Source organism: Thalassospira lucentensis, from assembly GCF_011806425.1.
Lineage (GTDB): Bacteria > Pseudomonadota > Alphaproteobacteria > Rhodospirillales > Thalassospiraceae > Thalassospira > Thalassospira lucentensis_B.
This window is the reverse complement of record NZ_JAATOV010000001.1, coordinates 567,383-590,347: the sequence shown is the minus strand read 5'-3', so window position 1 is coordinate 590,347 and position 22,965 is coordinate 567,383. Positions and strand designations below refer to the sequence as shown.

22 protein-coding genes and 1 tRNA gene are annotated in these 22,965 nt (G+C 54.3%); 18 read left to right on the top strand and 5 right to left on the bottom strand.

Going from position 1 to position 22,965, the window contains the following annotated elements; all coding sequences use genetic code 11:
* The first annotated feature begins 156 nt into the window (after positions 1-156).
* The 7 genes from HCZ99_RS02830 to HCZ99_RS02800 all read left to right on the top strand — a co-directional run bounded on the left by HCZ99_RS02830 (position 157) and on the right by HCZ99_RS02800 (position 7,568).
* Positions 157-900: an arylesterase gene (locus HCZ99_RS02830; protein WP_167445333.1), complete on the top strand. Its 744-nt coding sequence runs from the start codon at positions 157-159 to the stop codon at positions 898-900.
* A 932-nt stretch (positions 901-1,832) separates the two neighbouring features.
* Entirely contained in the window at positions 1,833-2,534 is a 702-nt protein-coding gene (locus HCZ99_RS02825) for a J domain-containing protein (protein WP_167445332.1), read from the top strand.
* Positions 2,535-2,703: 169 nt separating this feature from the next.
* Positions 2,704-3,822 carry an FIST signal transduction protein gene (locus tag HCZ99_RS02820; protein WP_167445331.1) on the top strand — a complete coding sequence of 373 codons (1,119 nt, stop codon included), beginning with the start codon at positions 2,704-2,706 and terminating at the stop codon, positions 3,820-3,822.
* Between the two features lie 156 nt (positions 3,823-3,978).
* Entirely contained in the window at positions 3,979-5,019 is a 1,041-nt protein-coding gene (locus HCZ99_RS02815) for an NADP(H)-dependent aldo-keto reductase (RefSeq protein WP_167445330.1), read from the top strand.
* A 151-nt stretch (positions 5,020-5,170) separates the two neighbouring features.
* Positions 5,171-6,094 carry a pirin family protein gene (locus HCZ99_RS02810; protein WP_167445329.1) on the top strand — a complete coding sequence of 308 codons (924 nt, stop codon included), beginning with the start codon at positions 5,171-5,173 and terminating at the stop codon, positions 6,092-6,094.
* A gap of 47 nt (positions 6,095-6,141) precedes the next feature.
* Complete coding sequence (gene thpR, locus HCZ99_RS02805) at positions 6,142-6,789, top strand: RNA 2',3'-cyclic phosphodiesterase (RefSeq protein WP_167445328.1); 648 nt, start codon at positions 6,142-6,144, stop codon at positions 6,787-6,789.
* The gene (locus tag HCZ99_RS02800) at positions 6,786-7,568 is read left to right on the top strand and encodes a pyrroline-5-carboxylate reductase (protein ID WP_167445327.1); all 783 of its coding nucleotides are present in this window, start codon (positions 6,786-6,788) and stop codon (positions 7,566-7,568) included. Before thpR ends, HCZ99_RS02800 begins: the two co-directional genes overlap by 4 nt.
* A gap of 69 nt (positions 7,569-7,637) precedes the next feature.
* Here HCZ99_RS02800 and HCZ99_RS02795 read toward each other — a convergent pair whose 3' ends face one another.
* Positions 7,638-8,534: an EamA family transporter gene (locus tag HCZ99_RS02795; protein WP_167445326.1), complete on the bottom strand. Its 897-nt coding sequence runs from the start codon at positions 8,532-8,534 to the stop codon at positions 7,638-7,640.
* A gap of 78 nt (positions 8,535-8,612) precedes the next feature.
* Here HCZ99_RS02795 and HCZ99_RS02790 point away from each other — a divergent pair, with 78 nt between their 5' ends.
* Positions 8,613-9,107: a MarR family winged helix-turn-helix transcriptional regulator gene (locus HCZ99_RS02790; protein ID WP_167445325.1), complete on the top strand. Its 495-nt coding sequence runs from the start codon at positions 8,613-8,615 to the stop codon at positions 9,105-9,107.
* A 1-nt stretch (position 9,108) separates the two neighbouring features.
* On the opposite strand, the gene HCZ99_RS02785 is transcribed toward HCZ99_RS02790, so the two are convergent.
* On the bottom strand, positions 9,109-9,291 hold the full coding sequence (locus HCZ99_RS02785) for a hypothetical protein (RefSeq protein WP_167445324.1): 183 nt from the start codon (positions 9,289-9,291) through the stop codon (positions 9,109-9,111).
* 157 nt (positions 9,292-9,448) lie between these two features.
* Positions 9,449-9,538, bottom strand: a tRNA-Ser gene (locus HCZ99_RS02780).
* 336 nt (positions 9,539-9,874) lie between these two features.
* Here HCZ99_RS02780 and HCZ99_RS02775 point away from each other — a divergent pair.
* From HCZ99_RS02775 to HCZ99_RS02765, 3 genes are all read left to right on the top strand, one after another.
* The gene (locus HCZ99_RS02775; RefSeq protein WP_167445323.1) at positions 9,875-10,180 is read left to right on the top strand and encodes a hypothetical protein; all 306 of its coding nucleotides are present in this window, start codon (positions 9,875-9,877) and stop codon (positions 10,178-10,180) included.
* 159 nt (positions 10,181-10,339) lie between these two features.
* Complete coding sequence (locus HCZ99_RS02770; RefSeq protein WP_167445322.1) at positions 10,340-11,329, top strand: NADPH:quinone oxidoreductase family protein; 990 nt, start codon at positions 10,340-10,342, stop codon at positions 11,327-11,329.
* 142 nt (positions 11,330-11,471) lie between these two features.
* Positions 11,472-12,755, top strand: a complete 1,284-nt coding sequence (locus tag HCZ99_RS02765) for a class I SAM-dependent methyltransferase (protein ID WP_254869402.1) — start codon at positions 11,472-11,474, stop codon at positions 12,753-12,755.
* Positions 12,756-13,177: 422 nt separating this feature from the next.
* Here the strand turns inward: HCZ99_RS02765 and HCZ99_RS02760 are convergent, their stop codons facing one another.
* A complete protein-coding gene (locus HCZ99_RS02760) occupies positions 13,178-13,384 on the bottom strand; it encodes a DUF1127 domain-containing protein (RefSeq protein ID WP_167445321.1) in 207 nt (68 codons plus the stop codon).
* Positions 13,385-13,550: 166 nt separating this feature from the next.
* Here HCZ99_RS02760 and HCZ99_RS02755 point away from each other — a divergent pair, with 166 nt between their 5' ends.
* The 7 genes from HCZ99_RS02755 (at position 13,551) to HCZ99_RS02725 (ending at position 22,095) form a co-directional block, all read left to right on the top strand.
* On the top strand, positions 13,551-14,486 hold the full coding sequence (locus HCZ99_RS02755) for a LysR substrate-binding domain-containing protein (RefSeq protein WP_167445320.1): 936 nt from the start codon (positions 13,551-13,553) through the stop codon (positions 14,484-14,486).
* A 194-nt stretch (positions 14,487-14,680) separates the two neighbouring features.
* Positions 14,681-16,648, top strand: a complete 1,968-nt coding sequence (locus HCZ99_RS02750; protein WP_254869401.1) for an extracellular solute-binding protein — start codon at positions 14,681-14,683, stop codon at positions 16,646-16,648.
* A gap of 3 nt (positions 16,649-16,651) precedes the next feature.
* Positions 16,652-17,755 carry a microcin C ABC transporter permease YejB gene (locus tag HCZ99_RS02745; protein ID WP_167445319.1) on the top strand — a complete coding sequence of 368 codons (1,104 nt, stop codon included), beginning with the start codon at positions 16,652-16,654 and terminating at the stop codon, positions 17,753-17,755.
* Between the two features lie 2 nt (positions 17,756-17,757).
* Positions 17,758-18,789, top strand: a complete 1,032-nt coding sequence (locus HCZ99_RS02740; protein WP_175581370.1) for an ABC transporter permease — start codon at positions 17,758-17,760, stop codon at positions 18,787-18,789.
* A 9-nt stretch (positions 18,790-18,798) separates the two neighbouring features.
* The gene (locus HCZ99_RS02735; protein WP_167445318.1) at positions 18,799-20,433 is read left to right on the top strand and encodes an ABC transporter ATP-binding protein; all 1,635 of its coding nucleotides are present in this window, start codon (positions 18,799-18,801) and stop codon (positions 20,431-20,433) included.
* Between the two features lie 83 nt (positions 20,434-20,516).
* The gene (locus HCZ99_RS02730; RefSeq protein WP_167445317.1) at positions 20,517-21,224 is read left to right on the top strand and encodes a hypothetical protein; all 708 of its coding nucleotides are present in this window, start codon (positions 20,517-20,519) and stop codon (positions 21,222-21,224) included.
* Positions 21,225-21,423: 199 nt separating this feature from the next.
* A complete protein-coding gene (locus HCZ99_RS02725) occupies positions 21,424-22,095 on the top strand; it encodes a LysE family translocator (protein WP_167445316.1) in 672 nt (223 codons plus the stop codon).
* A 362-nt stretch (positions 22,096-22,457) separates the two neighbouring features.
* Here HCZ99_RS02725 and HCZ99_RS02720 read toward each other — a convergent pair whose 3' ends face one another.
* Positions 22,458-22,805 (bottom strand): MarR family transcriptional regulator, encoded by a 348-nt coding sequence (locus HCZ99_RS02720; RefSeq protein WP_167445315.1) that lies wholly within the window; start codon positions 22,803-22,805, stop codon positions 22,458-22,460.
* Between the last annotated feature and the right edge of the window lie 160 nt (positions 22,806-22,965).

Here is a 22,965-nt window from a genome sequence, read left to right as displayed (position 1 = left end):
AGAATGCGGGCTACATGTCCATACGGGAACGCAGGCGTTCGGTTCAAACTTTTATGGCCCAATACGTGGTTTCATAACGGTTTGAAGATGCCGCTTAACGGTCGTCGAATGGCCAAGGTTCCAATAAAATAACAGGCATTTTGAATGGGATGTGTAATGAATTTCGGCTTCGGGCAAGGGCGCACTGTAATCAAGTTCACTGCCAAACGGGTCTTGCGTGCCGTCGCACAAGGTGCGCGCGCATCGGTACTTACGATCGCAATGGTGATCGGGGTGGGCGCCGTGGCGCTGTCTTCTCCGGCAAATGCGGCGGATAAAGACGCAAAAACCCTTGTTTTATTTGGCGATAGCTTAATGGCCGGCTATGGCTTGGACCAGGACGAAGGCTTCGCGCCGCAGCTTCAATCGGCGCTGAATGATCGCGGTTATAACGTCAATGTCGTTAACAGTTCGGTGTCTGGCGACACCACAGCGGCTGGCTTGGCGCGCTTGGATTGGGCCTTGGTTGAAAAGCCCGATGCCGTCTTGCTGGAACTTGGCGCCAATGATGCCCTGCGCGGTGTGGAACCGTCCCAAACACGCGATAATCTGGCCCAGATCATCGAGAAATTAAAGGCACAGGGCATTGATGTCTTGCTGGCCGGGATGATGTCGCCGCCCAATATGGGGGCCGACTACCGCGATGAATTCGACAGCATCTATCCCGACCTCGCGGGTCGGTATGACCTTGATTTATATCCGTTTTTCCTGGATGGCGTTGTTGCTGATCCGGACCTTAATCTTGATGACGGCATGCATCCAAACCCACAAGGTGTCAAAGAAATCGTCGGCCGTATCCTGCCGGATGTGATTTCGTTGCTGTCACTTGATCCGAAAACCGCCCTGTCGTCGGATAATTAACCGATCAGGCTGTTACGCGCCCCCGTTTGAGCGCCCCATTCGCGTTGCACGACATCACGGATAACGATCAAAAGCAGGCTGCATCTAACGGGTGCAGCCTGCTTTGCGTTTACGGCGGAAAACCGTAAAAGAGTAGGTATTCCAAGCATTTGCGCTCTGGCCGGTATGGCATTTTCTGCCGACCCCCAACCAAATGGCGGTCAAAACACCCTAAATCGGCCATCGGAAACCACTTATGTAGATAGAATTTGTACACACTTCGAAACGATATTTTTGAGATTGCTTCTGCGATGCGCGGGAATGGACCTGGTCGCGAAAAAACATATTAAAAACAGAATGTTAAGGTGTGTTTATGCAGGCGGTATATACCCCAAAAAGGGGGTAAAAACGGGCCCAAATACCCCTCAACAGCGGGTTAAGTGTAAAATTAACACTCCATTTACTTTCGGTTATGTTCCAATTGTCCGATCACCTAACTACGAATGTTGTTTTCAAGTTTTCCAATTCCGACAATTGGCAAAATTTTTATCCCGGAAGGGCGGTGGTAAAGCCGAAAGCGGCCACAACCGGGAAAACCGGGTCGCTCAAAGAGCCGTTAGGATTCAGTCACTTAGCCAGAAACTCGGAAAAAATGAAAACAAAAGCCTGTGGATAACTTTGTTGACGAACTTTTTGGCAGGTGCCTGCGGCAAAGGCAGGGGGAATCGTTAATAACGCTGGTATTTCGGGTGTTTTGCGCCCTTTGGCGACTCGCGAGTCGCTGTTTAAAAGCGCACAAGCGCCTGTGGATGAAATGAAAGCGATACAAATTTTGACTGCAAATGCAGTTGCCGCGACCCAAATCCGTCGATAGACTTTAGGTCGTCGCTGCCTGTTATCGGGCAGGTTTTGCAATAATATTATTTAAAATCAAATACTTGTGTGGGGTATGCGTGTCTGCGCCGGGCGTCAAACAATCCTATACCATTCCCTGTTCATCGATTTTCCGCGATGCGGTGCATGCGCTGGCCGAACGGCGTGGGGTGAATGCGGCTGATCTGGCGCGGTCTGTCATGTTGATCGTGCCCGAAAAGGCCATCGAGCAATATGACGATCCGGGCGATCCGCCCAAGTCGGACCGCGAAACCATCGTGTTGAAATCCGGCCCCGCCGAAGGACGCCCATGGCGGCGCAAACCAAGGCTGCAACTGCGTTTGCCGCCGGGGTTTTCAATTGTCACGGTGCGTAAGGCATTGAAAATGGCGCTCGATTTCGACAGTGGCGACGTCAAAATGCGGGTGGAAAAATCCGATGTGCTGGCCGCCGAAATTGCCGCCCTCGAAGAAGCCCGCGCCTTGAAAAAGCGTCAGGCCGAACCGCCGGTCGAACTTTTGCAGTCCCGTGAAGAACTCGAACGCCTGCGTCAGATTGTTGATAACTTGGCGTTTGATCCGCTTGATCGCGGTGTCACCACCTTTAACGAGGCGCTGCACGTGATGGGCTTTGCCCCCAATGCGCGCCCGGATTTGCGCGAAATTCGTACCAAATACCGTGTCCTTGCCGCCATTCACCACCCCGACAGCAACTATGGATCGCATCAACGCATGACGCAGCTCAATGCGGCCATGGATCTGCTGCGGCGTCATATTACATAAGGTGGGGAAATATGACGTTCGGTGATCTTGCGATTGCCGGGCGGCGTAACCTGGACCATAATTAGAATGTTCTTATATTATTAAAGATCAGGCACCAGACAAAACCAACATCTGAACAAGACCTGAGAACGGGCCTTTCACGGCCCAACTGGAAACATCGGGAGTATCCATGACGGCGGAATTTTACGCGGCACATGCCAGTGGTGAAAACTGGGCCGCAGTCGCATCCGAACTTGCCGACCAACTGCAAACTGGTGCCATGCCACAAAACGCCTTGGCATTTTTATATGTCACCGAAGCCCTTTCGGATGATTTGGGCAGCATCCTGACCTTTCTTCGGTCCCGGCTGTCGATTGAACATTGGATTGGCACGGTGGGCGTTGGGGTTTGTGGATCGGGCCGGGCTTATTTCGGCGTTCCCGCTGCCTCGGTGATGATTGCGCCGTTTTCCGACGATGATTTCCATGTGTTTGAGCCGCTTAAAACCGATGCGGATCTCGATGCGCCCAAACTGCAACAGGCGATTGACCGCCTGCAGCCGATCTTTGGCTTGGTCCATGGCGATCCGGGCGCACCACAATCGCTTTCAACCCTGACAGAGCTGGCGCGCGTTGGCTCAACCTATCTTGTCGGTGGTATTGCGTCGGGCGAACGTGGCGCGCCACAGATTGCTGATCGCATTGTCGATGGCGGGTTATCTGGTGTTTTGTTTGATTCCAGCACGTCGGTTCAGGTCGGCATCAGTCAGGCCTGCACGCCGGTCGGCCCGGTGCACCGCGTCACCGATGGCCGCGAAGGGGTGATCTCGACACTCGATGACCGACCGGCACTTGAGGTCCTAAAAGAAGCCCTTGATTCCGACGGCAGTGAAAGCTCCATCGCATCCGGGCGGTATCACGTTGCGCTGATGATCCCGGGGTCCGATACCGGTGATTTTGTCGTGCGCAACCTGGTCGGTGTTGATCCGCAAAACAACATGATCGCCATGAGCGGCGATGTCCAAGCCGGGGATGCCATTCGGTTTGTCCGCCGCGATGGTGTCGCCGCCGAAGAAGACCTGCGCCGCATGCTGGGCGATTTACAAAAACGTCTGCCGGGCAAACCGCGCGGCGCGCTGTATTGCAGCTGTGTCGCCCGTGGGCCGCAATTATTTGGCACCGAAAGCCGCGAAATGATGATTATCCGCGATGAATTGGGCGATTTGCCGCTGACCGGATTTTATGGCAATGGCGAAGTCTGCAATGACCGGTTTTATGGCTATACCGGTGTTTTAACATTGTTTGTTTAGGGGGATTTGGGTTTGGAAACCCTTGCATAAGCTGTGCAAAACCGTGACATCACGACATTTTTTGCCTTCAACGGTTTCATCCCGGCCCTGACAGGATATATTCAATCCATTGGAAAATATGTGCACCCCACTTGGGGTGTAAAAGGGGATTGATATATGGAATACCGTCGATTGGGACGAACTGACATTGATGTCAGTGTTATTTGCCTGGGCACCATGACCTGGGGCCAACAGAATACGCAGGACGAAGCATTCGAGCAGCTTGATTACGCCACGTCCAACGAAGTCAATTTCATTGATACCGCCGAAATGTATCCGGTTCCGGCGATGGAAGAAACCTTCACCAAAACCGAAACCATCATCGGCAACTGGTTGGAAAAACGTGGTAAGCGCGACGATCTTGTCATCGCGACCAAGGTGGTCGGTCCGGCGGATCGCTTTCCGTTCGTGCGCGGCGGCCCGCGCCTGACCCGCGATCAAATCTTTGAAGCCATCGACGGTTCGCTCAAACGTCTGAAAACCGATTATGTCGATCTGTACCAACTGCACTGGCCAGATCGTAATTCCAACTTCTTCTCCAAACTGGGTTACACGCACGATGCGGACGAAGAAACCACCCCGATTGAAGAAACCCTTGGTGCCTTGGGCGAATTGGTCGAAGCGGGCAAAATCCGCCATATCGGCCTGTCAAACGAAAGCCCATGGGGCCTGATGAAGTTCCTGCAGCTTGCCGATGCCAGCGGCCTGCCGCGTGTGGTTTCCGTCCAAAACCCCTACAGCCTGCTGACCCGTCAGTACGAAGTCGGCTTGGCAGAATGCTCCATCCGCGAAGATGCCGGTCTATTGGCCTATTCGCCCTTGGGTGGCGGCGCATTGTCGGGCAAGTATCTTGGCGGTGCCCGTCCAGAAGGCGCACGTTCCTCGATCTGGCCGCAATATTTTGGCCGTTACCTGACCGACAATGGCGTCAAAGCGACCGAAGCCTACGTCAAGCTTGCCAAGGATAACGACCTTGATCCGTCACAGATGGCGCTGGCCTATGTCAATTCGCGTCAGTTCCTGACGTCAAACATCATTGGCGCGACCAGCATGGAACAGCTCAAACTCAATATCGGTTCGGCCAACATTACCCTGTCCGATCACGTGCTTGAGGAAATTGAGAACATCCACACACTCTATACCTATCCGTGCCCATAAGGCCCCAGTAGTAGGTATCCCGGCCTTAAAGGTTCGGAACATCAGTGCCCGCAAAGTCACAAGACGGGCACAATTAAAATGCACGATCAATGGCATGCGCTGGGGTGATGAACATCCGGCGCATGCCTGACCACCGATAAGGAGGCGACGCATGGTAAAGCAGATTATTGGGAAACAAACCGATCTTGGCAGTTTCACCGTGCGCCGCGTTCTTCCCCACCGTGAAGTGCGCGCGGTCGGACCATTTGTGTTTTTCGATCACATCGGACCGGTGGTGTTTAAACCCGGTCAGGGCATCGACGTTGCCCCGCATCCCCACATTGGTCTGGCAACGGTGACCTACCTTTTCGAAGGTGCCATTCGCCATCACGACAGCATCGGCAGCCTGCTTGAAGCCAAGCCGGGCGATCTTAACTGGATGCATGCGGGGCGTGGCATCACCCATTCGGAACGCGAAACCGACGCGGTCCGCAACAGCCACCATAAACTAGATGGCCTGCAGCTTTGGGTCGCCCTTCCCGAAGAAGACGAGGAGTCTGATCCCGAATTCATCCATGTCGCACAGGATGACCTGCCGGTTATCGAGGATGCCGGGTTGCACATGCGCCTGATCGCGGGCGAGGCCTTTGGCAAAACCGCCCAGGTACCGGTCAAGTCCAAGCTGTTTTATCTCGATGTCTATATGGATGCCGGCGCACAGCTTTTGCTGCCCGGTGAAAATCAGGAAGCCGCTCTTTACGTCGTGTCGGGCACCTTGCGCATCGATGGCTCGGCCTATGATCCGCAAAGCTTTGTCTTTGTCGCCCCCGAAGAAATTCCCGACATCGTCGCGCAAACCAATTGCCGCGTGATGCTGCTGGGCGGGGTGCCGCTGGGTCATCGTCATATGTGGTGGAACTTCGTTTCCAGCAGCAAGGACCGCATCGAACAGGCCAAAGCTGATTGGGACGCGGGGAATTTCCCACCCGTGGCGGGCGAAGATGACAATATCCCGCTTCCCGGCCGTCCCGCGCCAAAGCTTGCCGCCCAGCCGAATGCGGATGCTTCTGAACCGTCTAACAAGGCAACGGGCTAAAGCCCCATTTGCTTCCGCCCATCTGATTTCGATATTGAGTTTCGCACATGCGTTTATTTGTTGGCGTCGAAATACCGGCTGATATTGCGGCTGATCTTTACCCGTTGGCGCGCGGGATTAAGGGGCTTGATGCCCAAACTCCGCAAAACATGCACATCACCCTGAAATTCATCGGCAATGTCGATCCGGGGCTTGCGGGGGAAATTGATCAGGCCCTGTCAAAACTGGCCTTTACCCCGTTTGATCTGCGTGTTCAGGGGCTTGATGTTTTTGGCTCCGCCCAGAAAATTCGCATCTTTTGGGCCGGTGTTGCTGAACAACCGCTCTTGCATCAACTGGCCGCACGGGTCGAAAGTGCCTTGCGGACCGTTGATGACATCCCGGATATGGAGTTGCGCAAATTCACCCCGCATATCACCTTGGGCCGCAATCGAACGGCGGCGCGGGCAACGGTTGAACAAGCCGTCGCCGACCATGGCGACATTCAATCACGCAGCTTCACTGTTGATCGCTTTTGCCTGTATGAAAGCCACGCAACCGCCGACGGCCCGGAATTTCGCGTGGTGGCGGCCTATGACGGCAGTGATATCCAAAACAACCCAAACGCCCCGTCCCCGCAATCCGGGGACATGGCAGGCGATTTATCCGGTGACGAAAACCTGTTTAACGCCGTCCGTTTAGAGGAATTCCTATGAAACTTGGCTTTATCGGCACTGGCGTGATTAGTGATGCGGTGATACGGGGTCTTTTATCGACCGATTATTCCGCATCCGAAATTATTGTCTCGACCCGCGGTCGGGCGTTTTCGCAAAAGCTGACCGCTGATTTTGAAATTGTCCGGGCCGAAGACGACAATCAGGCAATCATGGAAAGTGCTGACATGGTGTTTCTGGCGATCCGCCCGCAAGACGCCCAAAAGGTCCTAACCGGCCTCAAAGCTGGTCCCGAAACCCAAATCGTCAGCCTGATCGCCACCATTCCGATTGAAACCCTGCAAGGCTGGATTTGCGGTGGCGCATCCTTTGATCGCGCCATTCCCTTGCCCTCGGTCGCCCATTGTAATTGCGTCACTGCGGTCTATCCCGGGTCTGACAACGTGATTGCTTTGTTCGATAAACTCGGCGGCGCTGTGGCGGCTGACACCATTGACGCCTTTGATGGCTATGCCGCGGGCAGTGCGTTGATGGCGACCTATTTTGAAATCCTTGAAAACGCCGCCCAATGGATGGTGACACAGGGATCGGATTACGCAGACGCAAGGCGCTATCTCGCTGCCCTGTTTTCGGGTCTTTCCGACAATACGCTTAAATCCCCGGATCAAAGCTTTGCCGAGCTGGTCGACGGCCACGCAACACCGGGCGGCTTAAACGAACAGGTCGCCCAAACCTTTATCCGTGAAAAAGGCGGCGAAGCGATCCACACCGCATTGGATGATGTGTTTGCCCGCATCAAGGCAGCCTCCGGCGACAGCTAAAAAACGGGCGGCCCCCGTTAAAGGTCGCCGCCCGCTCATGTTGGGGTTCGCGTCACATTTGCCGTTAAATCATGCTGATTTGGCAGGGGCTTGGGCCGCATTGGCGGCGGGAACAGGGGCCGGGCGTGCGGCCCGTTGTCCAATCCAGATGCTAACCAAAACAACTACCACCCCAACGATTTGCAGCACCGACAGCGCTTGGCCCAAAACAATCCAACCCAGCAAAACCGCACTGGTCGGGCTTAAAAAGCCAAAACTGGTGACCGTGGTCGGGCCAAGCCGCGCAATGCCACGAAACCAAAGATAATAGGTCAGCGCCGCACCAATCAGCCCCAACCAAACAAGACCGGCAAGGTTGGTTAAACTCGGCATTGGAAAGCCCGGCTCAACAATCAACGCAACCGGGATCAAAAGAATCCCGCCCGCCGTCAATTGCCATGCGGTAAAGGTCAGGGGCGATACCGGCGGCTGCCATTTGCGGGTTAAAACCGTGCCCGCCGCCATCGAAAGGGCGCCTGCCAGTGCGGCAGTAATCCCCGGCGGATTAAGTGCGGCCGTTGGATCAAGTACAAGCAAAGCCACCCCGATCAACCCGGAAACTGCGGCAGCGATCCCCATCGCGGTAATCGTGCTGCCCAATGCAATCCGCGCCAGAAACAGCACCAGAAGCGGCTGCACCGCCCCAAGGGTCGCGGCCACCCCACCGGGAAGGGTAAAGGCCGCCAAAAACAGCATCGACCAGAAAACCGCAAAGTTCAGCGCGCCCAGAATAAACACCTTTATCCACCAGCCCGCCTGCGGCAATCGGCGCACCACAAGCAACAGGATTAAACCCGCAGGCAAGGCGCGCAACAATGCCACGGTCAGCGGATAGCCATGTGGCAACATCTCGGTGGCGACGATGTAACTGCTGCCCCAAATGGCTGGGGCAAGGGCGGTCAGGAATAAATCGGTCGTTCGGTTCATGGGAATCTCCAAATATCTTGACGTCAAGATATATACAGAAATCTTGACGTCAAGATAAATATTTGGCATCACCCCTCCATGGACCAAGTTGATCGTATTTTGGCGCAGTGGCATCAGGAACGTCCCGATCTTGATGTGACGCCAATGGGAATGTTTGGCCGCTTTGGGCGGCTGCGTTCCATTTTGACCTCGGGGCTTGAGGATGTCTTTCGTGCGCATGGCCTCAGTGCGGCCAGCTTTGACGTGCTCGCGACACTGCGTCGTTCCGGCCCACCTTACGCGCTCAGCCCCTCTGATCTGATCGCGTGGACAATGGTCACATCGGGCACCATGACCAACCGGCTTGATAAACTCGAACAGGCCGGATTGGTCTCACGCGAAAAGAACCCCGAAGACGGCCGTGGCTTTGTCATCGCACTCACCCAAAAAGGCCGCGACCTCATCGACGCCGCCGTCACCGACCACGTCGCCAACCAGCACCGCCTTGTCGATGGCCTGACGGATGATGAACAGCAACAACTTGATGGCCTGCTGCGTAAATGGCTGGCCGCACTAAATTCCGACGGTAAATAATTCAGCTATAAACCACGCCAGCGCGCAGAAGCTCAAACCCGGCGATTTCAAATTCATACATCCCGGATCCATCGGCCTTCTCGGCCCGGGCCATCAGCTTGCCATCCTCATTGCGAAACACTGCATGCGCTGTATGCAGTGCGCGGTAACAATGGCTGCCATCCGGATACAGATACTTGATCATTGATGTCTCCCGCTAACGGCAAAAGAACATCATGGCAAACGGCCCCTGACAGCTTGCTGTCAGTTGATCGAAATCGGCAACACAGACGGGATACATACCGCAGTTTGCGATCTGTTTGAATATTTGAAAAATCTGGGAAAACTGCTTTCAAGGCAAGTGGCAGAGAGGAGGGGATTCGAACCCCTGAGGGGCTTACACCCCAACACGCTTTCCAGGCGTGCGCCTTAAACCGCTCGGCCACCTCTCCACATGCGATCTTATGTATATCGCGAAAGCGGGCGGACATTAGCCGACCCGCCCTTGCTTGACAAGGGCCAATCATCCTCTTTTTTCACTTTCGTTAAATCGGTGCAAAAACCGGGCGACTGGCGGCTTTGAACAAGGCTGTAATGGTTGATAATGCCCGGTTTGGTGCAATCTTTACTTCTTATTGATCAATCGCGGTTAAGGTTTCTGGTTAGGTTGTTAAGCCGTAAACGGGCATGCGAGCAACCCTGCGGACTTTACGCCGGTCGCGCAGTATGGTTAGGGTGCACATATAAATTTCTAATATACCCACCTTTGGGGTGGTGTGGAGAATATGATGTGGTTTTTCAGGGCGTTGGGATGGGTGTTGCTCTTTGCCAGCATTGCGGTGCTGGTCGATAGTTCCATTACGGCGCTACAGACAGGTAGTTTTCGTTTGGTCGCCGCGGGGGAGCTTTGGTATCGCCTAGATGCCGGAAGCCTCAACTATTTGCAGTATATGGTGCAGACCTACATCTCTGTCTGGGCTTGGGATAATCTCTTTGTGCCGGTGCTTCTTGCGCCTGCCCTTGTCGTCCTGTTCGTGCCGGCCTTGCTGCTGTTGTTGCTTGCCCGTAAACGCAAACGTCAGCGCATTTTCTAAGCACAAACCGCTTTTACATCCCCCATACATCAAAAACCGATTTGGCTTAGCCAAATGTCGGCTTGTTTGCCATGTCTACAGCCTGCACAGTAAGTGCTGGGTTCAATCATCACCGCAATAATTGCGCCCGATTATTTCGCATTCTGGCAGGTGGCCCGCATGAAAGCATGGATTTGCACGGCATTTGGCGAAGAACCGCACTTGATCGATCAAGACGATCCGGTGGCCGCCCCAAATCAGGTCGTCCTTAAAGTCGCCGCCTGCGGGGTGAATTTCGCCGACAGCCTGATCTTAAAGGGCACCTATCAAAAACGCCCCACCGGCGCCTTTTCCCCCGGTTTTGAAGTCAGCGGCACCGTCATTGACGTTGGTTCCGACGTAACCGGCCTTATGGTCGGGGATCGGGTTATGGCCATGCCCGATTGGGGCGGCTTTGCCACCAAGATCGCGGTCGATGCCGCGCGCGTGATCCCCCTGCCGGATGATGTTGGTTTTAACGCAGCGGCAGCCTTTCAAATTGCATATGGCACAAGTTGGTTTGGTTTGAAATATCGCGCCAGTGTTGCGCCGGGCGAGCTTGTTTTGGTGCATGGTGCTGCGGGCGGCGTTGGCTTGACCGCGGTGGAATGCGCCAAACTCCTGGGGGCCACGGTGATTGCCACGGCGGGCGGGGCGGCCAAATGCCAAATCGCGCGGGATCATGGCGCGGATGCGGTGATTGACTATAAATCCGAAAATATCCGCGACCGGGTGCGCGAAATTGCCGCCGATCTTGGGCATCCGGCCGGGGTGGATGTGGTTTATGATCCGGTGGGTGGGGATGTGTTTGATCATAGCCTGCGCTGCGTTGCGCCCGGTGCGCGCCTGTTGCTGATCGGTTTTGCCAGCGGTACTGTGCCGCAAATCCCTGCCAATATCTTGTTGGTCAAAAATGTCAGTGCGATGGGGTTTTATTTCGGGGCGTATTTGGACCAAAACCCAGATATCGCCCGAACCGGCATGGCTGAATTGGTCGCGATGCTGGCATCGGGTCAAATCACCCCGATGATTTCGCGTGAATTTGCCTTGCCGCATGCGATGGACGCCCTTGCCGCGATTGCGGATCGCAGTGCGACGGGCAAGCTTGTCATTCGCTGCCAGGATTTTTAATCGGCAAAACGCGACCAAAACCAGCATTTTGCGGCGGTTTACTTCAACAATAACTGATATTCAGAAACACCGGATTTTATTAATGAATTGCTTGGTATAGGATGGCGCTGTCCCGATTGATTACCCACTGGAAGCGGCCCGAATGCCTGACGATAAAAAAATGTCTGACGCTGTTTCATCTGCGTCGTCTGACAAAACGCGTGATCAGTATGAAACCTATCCCTATCCGGCACGAAATCCGGAAGACGAGGATAAGCGCCTGATCAGCGGATCGCCGGGCAATTGGGATGAAGTCGTTCATTTTGTCTTTGGCGGACGCGATCCATCGGCTCAGACCAAAAGTGGCAAAATCAAAATTCTGGTGGCCGGTGGCGGCACCGGGGATGCCTTGGTCATGCTGGCCCAGCAGGCCCGTGACCGCAAAGCCAAGGCGGAAATCGTTTATATCGATCTGTCTGAAAGCTCCCGCGCCATTGCCGAGGCCCGGATCAAGCGCCGCAATCTTGAAAAGAACGTCACCTTTGTCACCGGATCCTTTGTCGATCTGGCGTCGAAATATGGCCCGTTTGATTACATTGATTGCTGTGGGGTATTGCATCATCTGCCCGATCCCGATGCGGGTCTGCGCGCCCTTGCCGATGCGTTAAAACCCAATGGCGGCATGGGCTTGATGGTGTATGGCGAATTGGGCCGAACCGGCGTGTATCACATGCAGGAAATGATGGAGCGCCTGAATGCCGAGGCCGGTGGTGCGCGCCGTTTGAACTTTGGCAAGGCCCTGTTTAACAGCCTGCCGGGCACCAATTGGCTTAAACGCAATCCATTTGTCGGCGATCATATCAATGGCGGCGATGCCGGGTTTTATGATTTGCTGTTGCATCAGCAAGACCGCGCCTATCGGGTGGATGAGGTCTTTGATTTCGCCGAGCAAGCCGGCCTGCGCATTCAGAACTTTATCGAACCGATGCGCTATGACCCGACAACCTATTGTTCGCGTCATGATGTGCTGGATCGTGCGATGCATGTGCCGTTCCGCGAACGGGCCGCCTTGGCCGAACTGATGGCGGGCAACATCACCAAGCACACGTTTTATGTGGTAAAGGCCAAAAACAAGGTCCAACCACCCCAGCCTTCGCCGGATGCCATTCCGTTCTTTACCCGGTTGGATGGCCCTTCCTTGGCGCGGTCTGTTGCGAAAACCGGCAATATCAAAATTACCTTTACCGGTCTTTCCGTCACCCGAACACTGCCCGCCGCCAGCCCGGCGATCCTGTCGCGGATTGATGGCAAACGCTCTATTGCCGAGATTTATCAGACCTTTGATCCCAAGCCGGAAAAATACGAATTCAACGCCCAATTTGCGGTGATGTATTCGGTGCTGTGTGCGGCCAACATCCTGTATCTGCACCTGCCGTCCAAGAAATAACGCCTGCCCCCGAACGTTCGGGGCGTACTTCCCGGCTGTGTCTGCTGTATCTTTAGATTGCGTATTTGGATCGTGGCCTTCGATTGCGCCGTTGGATTGTGCCCGTGGATGAGGTCCGGCAATGGATCGACATCACCTTATGGGATGTTTTGATTCGATCAAACACGCCGGGCGGCCAGATATGTTGGCAAAAACAAAGCCGTCCACGCGGGGGAAGCGTGAACGGCTTTGATATCCGCAATCTCAAACACGGGTCGTTGCGATTGCGGTCAGGGACGGAAAAACGTCTTATTTGACGTTATGAATTCTCAATGCGCTGAGCAGGGCATCAAGAACCTGCAATGGGAAAGAAAGGCGACCCTGCAGGCGAAACGTTTGGGCAGACATGATAAATCTCTTTGGTTTGGCGCACAGGCAAATGCCTATGCTTTCCAGAATGGTTTTGCAGCTTCGCGACGGGCATCGAAAACGCTCCAGCCGATATCGCGCAGCATGCGGCTGTCCATCGACGCCAGTTTCTGACGCAGGTCATAACGTTTGACCCACTGGCGTGGCATGTCCATCAGGTTGATGGTCGTGCGGGGACGGGGGGTGACAAAGGCACCGACATTTTTGGTGATCGCGACCATGATCTCATTCCTTCAATCTTTGGGCCTGCTCTCAACAATCAGCGGCCGAATGACAGTGTTTTGCGTCTGTGAATATTTCTAAACTCAGGGTTAAACCTAAAAACACTTGCGCTCAAACCATCTTTAGTCATCATTGCATGAGGTTTAGTCATGCAAAGTCACTGTTATGAAACGTCGCCCTTTGCCGTTAAATGCGCTTCGTGCCTTCGAAGTAGCCGGTCGTCTTGAAAGTTTCACCAAAGCATCACATGAGCTTAACGTAACGCAAGGTGCCGTCAGTCGGCAGGTGCAACATCTTGAAGATGTGCTGGGCCGCAAACTGTTTGATCGTCATCATCGCAGCTTGAAATTAACCCGCGCGGGACGAAACCTGCTGCTGGGCCTGACCCCGGCCTTTGATGCGATTGAACAGGCGGTGAGCAAGGTCGAAGACCGCGCGGACGATACCCAATTGCGCGTCTTGGCCCCGCTGACCTTTTCCATGCGCTGGATCGTGCCGCGCCTTGGGCGGTTTCAAATGGAACATCCCGATCTGCAGGTGCAACTTGGCACCTATCATGATGATAAGGCCCCCGTCGATTTCAACGAAACCGACATTGCCATTCGCTTTGCCGATGATCAGGATGAACAACTGGTCCACGAATTTTTAACCGGCGAACGCTTGTTGCCCGTCTGTCATCCCGATTTGGCAAAGCAGCTTAAAACCCCTTCGGATCTGGCCGATGTCACGCTGTTGCATTGCTCCGCCCAGCGCGAAGATTGGCGGATTTGGCTGGCTGAAACCGGTATTAAGGGTGTGGACCCGGAACGTGGCCCGGTCTTTGCCACCCTTGATATGGCGATGGAGGCCGCGGCAAGTGGCTTTGGCGTGGTGATTTCCGATCCGGCGATGATCGGGGAATATGTGGTGACCAATCGGTTGATCGTGCCGTTCGATTTACCGGTCGATAGCCCATATGCCTATTCGCTGTGTTATCCTGATGGGCGTCTTGAACGGCGTAAGGTCCGGGCGTTTCGCAATTGGCTGATGGCCGAAATCCGTCTTGAAACCGAACGTCGGAAATTGGCAGCCGACATGCATCAAAATCAACAAAACACGTGATGATGCCTTGAAATCGAACCAATTAGTTCGTCATTATCATCAGCACACTGTGCGTCAGTTTGAAATTGATGCATGTTTGTACGATGTCGATACATATATCAGGACATAAAGCGGTAACTGAAATGGTGCGAAAACGCTGTTTTGCCGGTCTGGCCAAGCGCAAGGCATATATCAGGGGAAAGACAATTAATCAGATGAATGCCAACGCAGTTTCAAGCCTGCTTTCAGGGCTGTGGCATGCGGATAAAAAAGTCACCCGTATTCTGGCTGTGGCTGGGCTGATCACGACCGGCCTTGTGGCGATGGCGGGCAGTTCTGGCGGGATGATATCCCGGGCTCAGGCCGAAGAAATGCCAAAAATCGTCGCGGCCCCGACCATTTCGGTCGCCGAAGAACAATTGGCCCCGATCACCACCATTTCGCACGGCATATCGCTTTATGGGGATTTGAAATACGGCCCCGATTTTCGCAATTTTGATTATGTGAATCCTGACGCGCCCAAGGGTGGTGCACTGGTTCAAGGGACGAGCATCTCATTTGATACGCTCAATCCCTTTACTCTCAAGGGCACCGCCGCCCTTGGTCTTGGCATGATGTATGACAGCCTGATGGTTTCAAGTGCGGATGAGCCAAGCTCGCATTACGGTCTGATCGCGCGCAGCATCGAATATCCAAACGACCGATCCTTTGCCATCTTCCATCTGGATCCGCGCGCACGTTTTCAGGACGGCACAGACATCACCGCCGATGATGTGGTCTTTTCGTTCAATATCCTGATGGAAAAAGGCAGCCCGGTATATCGACAGTATTACGCACAGGTCGACACGGTCGAAGCAATCGATGACCTGACGGTGCGGTTCAATTTCAAGCCCGGCAATAACCGCGAACTGCCCATGATCGTGGCCGACTTGTCCATCATGCCCAAACATTACTGGGAAGGGCGCGATTTTTCAAAAACCACATTCGATGCACCCGTTGGCAGTGGTGCCTATAAGATCCAAAGCATGGAAGCCGGGCGACGCATCACCTATGAACGGGTAAAGGATTACTGGGCGGCCGATTTGCCGGTTAATCGCGGCAGCAATAATTTCGATACCATCCGCTATGATACCTACCGCGATCTCGATGTCGCACGTCAGGCCTTCTTTGCTGGCGAATACCTGATCCGAAGCGAAAATTCATCGCGCGAATGGAACACCGCCTACAACACGCCGGCTGTCAAATCCGGCGAAATCAAAAAAGAATTCCTGCCCGATAATCTGCCAAACGGCATGCAGGCCTATGTGTTTAACACCCGCAACCCCCTGTTTGCCGATCGCCGCGTGCGCGAAGCGTTGCAATATGCCTTTGATTTTGAATGGCTAAACCGCGCCATGTTCTATGGGGCCTATAAACGCAATGTCAGCTATTTCGCCAACTCCGAACTGGCCGCAACCGGCCTTCCGACCGGCGAAGAATTGGACATCCTAAAGGGCTTCAAAAGCAAACTTCCCCCGGAACTGTTTACCCAGCCGCCGCACTTGCCAAACTTTGATCCGCCCAATGGTCGCCGCGAAGCCTTGCGCCATTCGATCAAGCTGCTGCAAGAAGCCGGCTGGGAATTGCGCGATCAACAATTGGTCAATCGCAAAACCGGGCAGCCCTTCCGGTTTGAGCTGATCATCCGTCAGCCCGGGCTCGAAAAAATCGCCTTGGTTCTTAAGGCCCGCCTGCGTCAGCTTGGCGTCACCCTGGATATCCGCCTGATCGATACCGGGCAGTGGATTAACCGTATTCAGGCCTATGACTTTGAAATGACCACCTTCTGGTGGCAACAAAGCCTGTCGCCGGGCAATGAGCAGCAAATCTTCTGGTCATCTGCCGCCGCCGATCAGCCCGGCACGCGTAATTTCGCCGGGATCAAAGATCCGGTGATTGATGAACTGATCAAACTGGTCATTGATGCCGATAACCGCGAAAGCCTTGTACAGCGCGTGCATGCCCTTGATCGGGTGCTGCAATGGGGCTTCTACGTGATCCCGCAATATTATCTTGGCGGGGATCGCATGGCCTATTGGGATGTGTTTGGACGCCCCGATACCGTCCCGCTTAAGGGCACCTCGATCATGACCTGGTGGATTGATGCCGATAAATCGCGAAAACTAAACAAGGGTGGGTACTAGGCCATGCTTAATTACATCCTGCGCCGCCTTTTACTGATCCCGGTTACCTTGTTTGGCATCATGGTGCTGAACTTTGCCATCATCCAATTTGCCCCCGGCGGCCCGGTCGAACAAATCGTCGCCCAGCTTCAAGGGGCTGACGTTTCCGCAACCGCGCGCATCAGCAACCAAGGGGCCGAAAGCGGCAATAGCGGCGGCGGCAGCAATAATTTCTCCTCCACCTCGACCTATCGCGGGGCACAGGGCCTTGATCCAGAAATCATCAGCCAGCTTGAAAAGCAGTTTGGTTTTGATAAGCCCGCTTACGAGCGCTTCTGGATCATGATGAAAAACTATCTGACCTTCGATTTCGGCCAAAGCTACTTTCAGGACCGCGACGTGATTGATCTGGTGATTGATAAAATGCCGGTCTCGATATCGCTGGGTCTTTGGTCAACCCTGATCATTTATATGGTTTCGGTCCCGCTGGGCGTCGCCAAGGCGGTGCGCGATGGCTCAAACTTTGATGTCTGGTCATCGGCGGCGATCATTGTCGGCTACGCCATACCGGGCTTTTTGTTTGCCGTGATGCTGATTGTGGTCTTTGCTGGCGGCACGTATTTCGATCTGTTCCCGTTACGCGGGTTAACGTCATCGAATTTCGATCAATTATCGCTGTTGGGCAAAATCGGCGATTATTTTTGGCATCTGGCGTTGCCGATTACGGCCCTTACCATTGGCGGCTTCACCACGCTGACCATGCTGACCAAAAACTCATTCTTGGATGAAATTAACAAGCAATATGTCGTGACGGCCCGTGCTAAGGGCTTAACGGAAAAGCGGGTACTTTATGGCCATGTCTTTCGCAATGCCATGTTGCTGGTGATTGCGGGTTTCCCAACCGCGCTGATTGGCTTGCTGTTTACCGGATCTGTCTTGATCGAAGTGATCTTCTCGCTTGATGGGCTTGGCCTGCTGGGCTTTGAAGCGGTGATGAAGCGCGATTATCCGGTGATGTTTGCCACCCTGTATCTGTTTACGCTGTTTGGTCTTGTTCTCAACCTGATCAGCGACCTTAGCTATCACTTCGTTGATCCGCGGATTAACTTTGACGCGCGGGAGAATTGATCATGAAAAACGTCATTCTTTCCCCGCTCAATAAACGCCGCATCGCCAACTTCCGCGCCAATAAACGTGGATATTGGTCGCTTGTGATCTTTGCCATTCTGTTTGTCATTTGTTTGCTGGCGGAATTTGTCGCCAATGACAAACCGATCTTCGTCAAATATGACGATAACTGGTACATGCCGATCCTTTCCGACCATCCCGAAACCGCCTATGGCGGCGATTTTGATGTCGAGACGGATTTTTACGATCCCTATATCCTTGGCAAGATCAATGAACATGGCTTTGCCATCTGGCCGCCGATCCCGTTTTCATATGACACCATCGATTTTCAGATGCGCGAACCCCAACCGGCTCCGCCATCTTGGCGCCATTTACTGGGCACCGATGACCTTGGGCGCGATGTGCTGGCCCGCCTGATTTACGGCTTTAGGATATCGATCCTGTTTGGTTTGGCCTTGACCGCGATCAGTTCCGTAATCGGCATCGCGGCGGGTGCGGTACAGGGCTATTTCGGTGGTTGGGTCGATCTTGGCGCGCAACGCGTGATCGAAATCTGGTCTGGCTTGCCGCAATTGTTCATCCTGATCATCCTCGCCAGCCTGTTTGCGCCGGGTTTCTGGACGCTTTTGTTTATTCTTGTCCTGTTTAGCTGGATGAGTTTGACCGGCCTTGTCCGGGCTGAATTCCTGCGCGCGCGGAACTTTGAATATGTTCGGGCGGCCCGCGCACTTGGCATGACCGATGCGCGCATCATGTATCGCCACGTTTTGCCCAATGCCATGGTCGCAACCATCACCTTCCTGCCGTTTGTCTTGAATGGCTCGATCGTGGCCCTGACATCGCTTGATTTCTTGGGGCTTGGCATGCCGCCCGGTTCCCCGTCACTGGGTGAATTGCTCGCCCAGGGGAAAAACAATCTACAGGCCCCGTGGCTTGGCCTGACGGCCTTCTTTGCCATCGCGGTGATGCTCAGCTTGCTGATCTTTATTGGCGAAGCCGTGCGCGATGCCTTTGACCCCCGCAAAACGTTTTAGGAGTTGGCTATGACGAACACCCAATCGACACAGCCGCTTCTGGTGGTCAATGATCTTTCGGTCAGCTTTGCCGACGTTCCGGCGGTTAAGCGCATTTCATTTGAAATGGAACGCGGCGAAACCTTGGCCTTGGTCGGTGAAAGCGGATCGGGCAAATCGGTTACTGCGCTTTCGATCCTGCAATTGCTGCCTTATCCGCGCGCATCCCATCCCTCCGGCTCCATCACCTTTGATGGGGTCGAAATGGTCGGGGCCAATGAACGGAGCTTGCGCGAAATCCGCGGCAACCGGATTTCGATGATTTTTCAAGAACCGATGACCTCGCTTAACCCGCTGCACAACATCGAAAAGCAAATCGGCGAAGTGCTTTTCCTCCATAAGGGGCTTCGCGGTGGGGCTGCCCGTGCGCGCATTCTTGAACTGCTTGATCTGGTGGGCATTCCCGATCCCAAATCACGGCTGCGCGCCTTGCCCCATGAATTATCCGGTGGCCAACGCCAACGTGTGATGATCGCCATGGCGCTCGCCAATGAACCGGAACTTCTGATTGCCGACGAACCGACAACCGCCCTTGATGTCACCATTCAGGCCCAGATTCTTGAACTTCTCAAAGACCTGCAGGCCAAGCTTGGCATGGCATTGTTACTGATCACTCATGATCTGCAAATCGTCGAGAAAATGGCGAAGAATGTATGCGTCATGAAGGACGGCGAAATCGTCGAACGCGGTACGGGGCACGGCCTGTTTGAAAATCCGCAACATCCCTACACGCAAAAACTGTTGGCGGCTGTGCCCAGTGGCACCGCACCGGCCTTGCCCGAAAACACGGCGGAGCTTTTGAAAACCAGCGACATTCAGGTCCGCTTCCCCATCGGCCGCAAAGGCATCCTTGGGCGTCCGGAACGCTATCTTGATGCGGTGGATCATATTTCGCTGACCCTAAGGCAGGGCGAAACCCTTGGCATTGTCGGCGAAAGTGGATCGGGTAAAACCACCCTTGCCATGGCGATCTTGCGATTGTTGAAATCGAATGGCGATATTCACTTTGCGGGCAAGGATATCCGAACCTATTCCGGGGCGGATTTACGCAATCTGCGCCGGGATATGCAGGTGGTGTTTCAGGATCCGTTTGGATCGCTCAGCCCGCGCATGTCGATTGCCCAAATCGTCGGCGAGGGACTTGAAATTCATGAACCCGACCTGACCCCGGCGGAACGTGCAAAACGCATATCCGACGCCCTGACAGAGGTCGACCTGCCGCAAAACGCCATGGATCGATACCCCCATGAATTTTCCGGCGGCCAGCGACAGCGTATTTCAATCGCCCGCGCATTGGTCTTAAAGCCGCGCTTTATCGTACTGGATGAACCAACATCGGCGCTTGATATGTCGGTACAGGCCCAGATCGTTGAATTGCTGCGCGATTTACAGGCGCGCCACAACATGGCGTATCTGTTTATTAGTCACGATTTGCGGGTTGTGCGGGCTTTGTCGCACCGGGTGATGGTGATGCAGAACGGGAAACTGGTCGAAAGTGGCAATGCCGCCGATGTGTTTGACCACCCCCAACAGCCCTATACCCAGGCGCTATTGGCTGCCGCCCTTGATCTACGTGCGGCTTCGACAGAATTTGTCAGGAACTAAAACCAGACAATTAAGCCTCGTATCTGTTACACATTTCGCAGTAAGGTATTGAAATCAGGAATAGAAATAAGGGCGTGCCGGCGATGGCGAGACTTTCAAAGCCACAACAAAATGCCAAGGTGACGGGCAAAACACCTTTTGCCTTCTGCGTAACGGCGATGATGCTGTGCATGTTTGCTTTCTCAGCCGCACTTATCACCCCGGCCAATGCATCTTCGAAAAAGGAAGAACCGGCCGAAACCAAGGACGATACCACCAAAAAACCGGAACTGCCCGATACGGTCATGGTTCTTGATCCGGTGACCTTAACGGTGGTTTTGCCAAAATCGGGTGCGATCCGGCAGTTGGTTTTTGATATCTGGCTCGAAGCCAACGACAAGGCGTCGGTTGAAACCATCGAAAATTCCCTGCCCAAGATCATCAACGCCTTCCTGGTCGATCTCCAGCGCCTGATGTATAGCGATACCAAGAACCGCTATGAAACCCGTAAGCCCGGCAAACGGGGTTTCCGGTTTGATGCGCCGCCGATGCTGACCCCGCCGCCGCCCAAGACCGAGGAAGAACTCGAAGCCGCGGCCGAAGCCGCCGAAAAGGCCGAAGAAAACGGCGAAGAAATCACGCCAGAACCGCCGTTTAATCCCTTCGCACCGGTTAAAAATCGCTACTTCGCAGCCCTTCAGGCGCATTTGCTGAAAAGGGCACAGACCATGTTGCCGCCTGATACCCTGCGCTCGGTCCAAATCCGCAAATTCTATGATTACTGGCCGGGCGACGGCAAAAAGAAGGGCTAACTGGCTTCGGCTGCGATCCCGTCTGTGGTGGCGCTGCCCCGTTCGATGGGGGGATGCGACGATGCTGTCCCGTGCTCGTCCTCATCGCGCCAGCTAATCCTGCTTCACAAAATTTCATGGACCATTGCACAAGATGCACTTGTGCAATGGCGGCGCTGTGATATGCCAATTGCATCCTTCCATCCACGGTGTCGATCCCATGTCCTTTGAAATCTGGTTAAGCTTTACCTTCCTGGTCTTTTTGCTGGTGCTGACACCGGGGCCAAGTGTTTTGATCGGCATGTCGCATGCGCTGCGCTATGGCGCGCGTCCAACCTTGATGACCGCCTTGGGCGATGTCACCGCCAACATGATTCAGATGGTGGTTGCCGCGGTTGGTCTTGGCGCACTTTTGGCAACGTCGGCAACGGCCTTTGCGGTTGTTAAATGGTGCGGGGTCGGGTTCCTTCTTGTCATGGGGCTGACCGCACTGCTGCGCAAGGCCAAGGTCAATAAGGGCCAAAACGATATCGTAACGAAGGAAGCGGGCATTTACGAACCCGTCCGTCGGCGCAAATTATTCCGCGAGGGCTTTTTGGTCGCAGCCGGCAACCCCAAGGCAATCGCCTTCTTTGGGGCTCTGTTCCCACAGTTTGTCGACCCGACAGCCCCCTTGGTACCGCAATTGCTGATCCTTGGGGCAACCTTCGTCGTTCTTGATTACACATTCGTAATGATTTACGCGATGGGCGCGGCACGCGTCATGCCATGGCTGGTCCAGCGCGGTGGCACCAACATCGTCGCGCGTGTTTCTGGCGGCGTTTTGATCCTCGCTGCGGCCCTTTTATCGCTGATTGAAATGCCCGAAAGCACCGCCGGAACGCGTTTCTAAGCGCGTCTCTGCCGGATCGGCATTTCGCCTGCCATGACCGACATCAGCCGCCCCCGATTTGCACGTCGGCGCGCCAAATCCAACTAACCATTTGGTATTAAACAATAAGATGCCAGGGCCCAAACCCGTCAAAAAACCGCCGTTACATACCAACTGGTCTGTATATAGCGATTTTGGGCCTCAAAAGGCGATCTGAAGGCGGGGAAAGGGGAATATCGTCACCCGGTATCGCGTGATCTTGCGATGTGCCGAAAGGCGGGTAACAGGGGCCCCAATAGATCGTTTGAATCCGATATTGGGGCGGGCAGGGGACCTCACGGTAAGCGGAAAATACGCGGCGGATACCCGTAAACTGCTCGGTGCTATTCGGCGTTTTTACCGGCAAGGGCGATAATGTCGCCAAACTCATGCAGGAAAACCGATCCCTTAACCGTACGCTGGATCAGAACCGAACGGCGATCGTCTTCATCGACTTTACGTTTGACCATGCCAAGCGAACTCAGGCGATCAAGTGCACGCGTAATTGCCGGTTTCGAGATATTCAGGGCTTCTGACAGGCCGCGCACCGTATGGGGGGCCGGGGTCAAGTAAACGCTCAGCATCAAAGCCATCTGTCGAGCTGAAAGATCGGGTGAATCCCGACGCACGCTTTCAACAGTCGCGATACGCCAAAGGTCAAGCGCCTTGGACGGTTTGATCTCGATCGACATGCTTGTGCCCAACAATTTATTTGTTACGAATACGTAATCTGTCTACCCGACCCCTGCGTTGATGTCAAAGGTCTAATTCGGAAATATTCAACCCAACCGATTTTCTCTCTGGGTTGTATCTCTATCTCGGATGGGCGCATTCGCCTGGTTTTCAACCGGT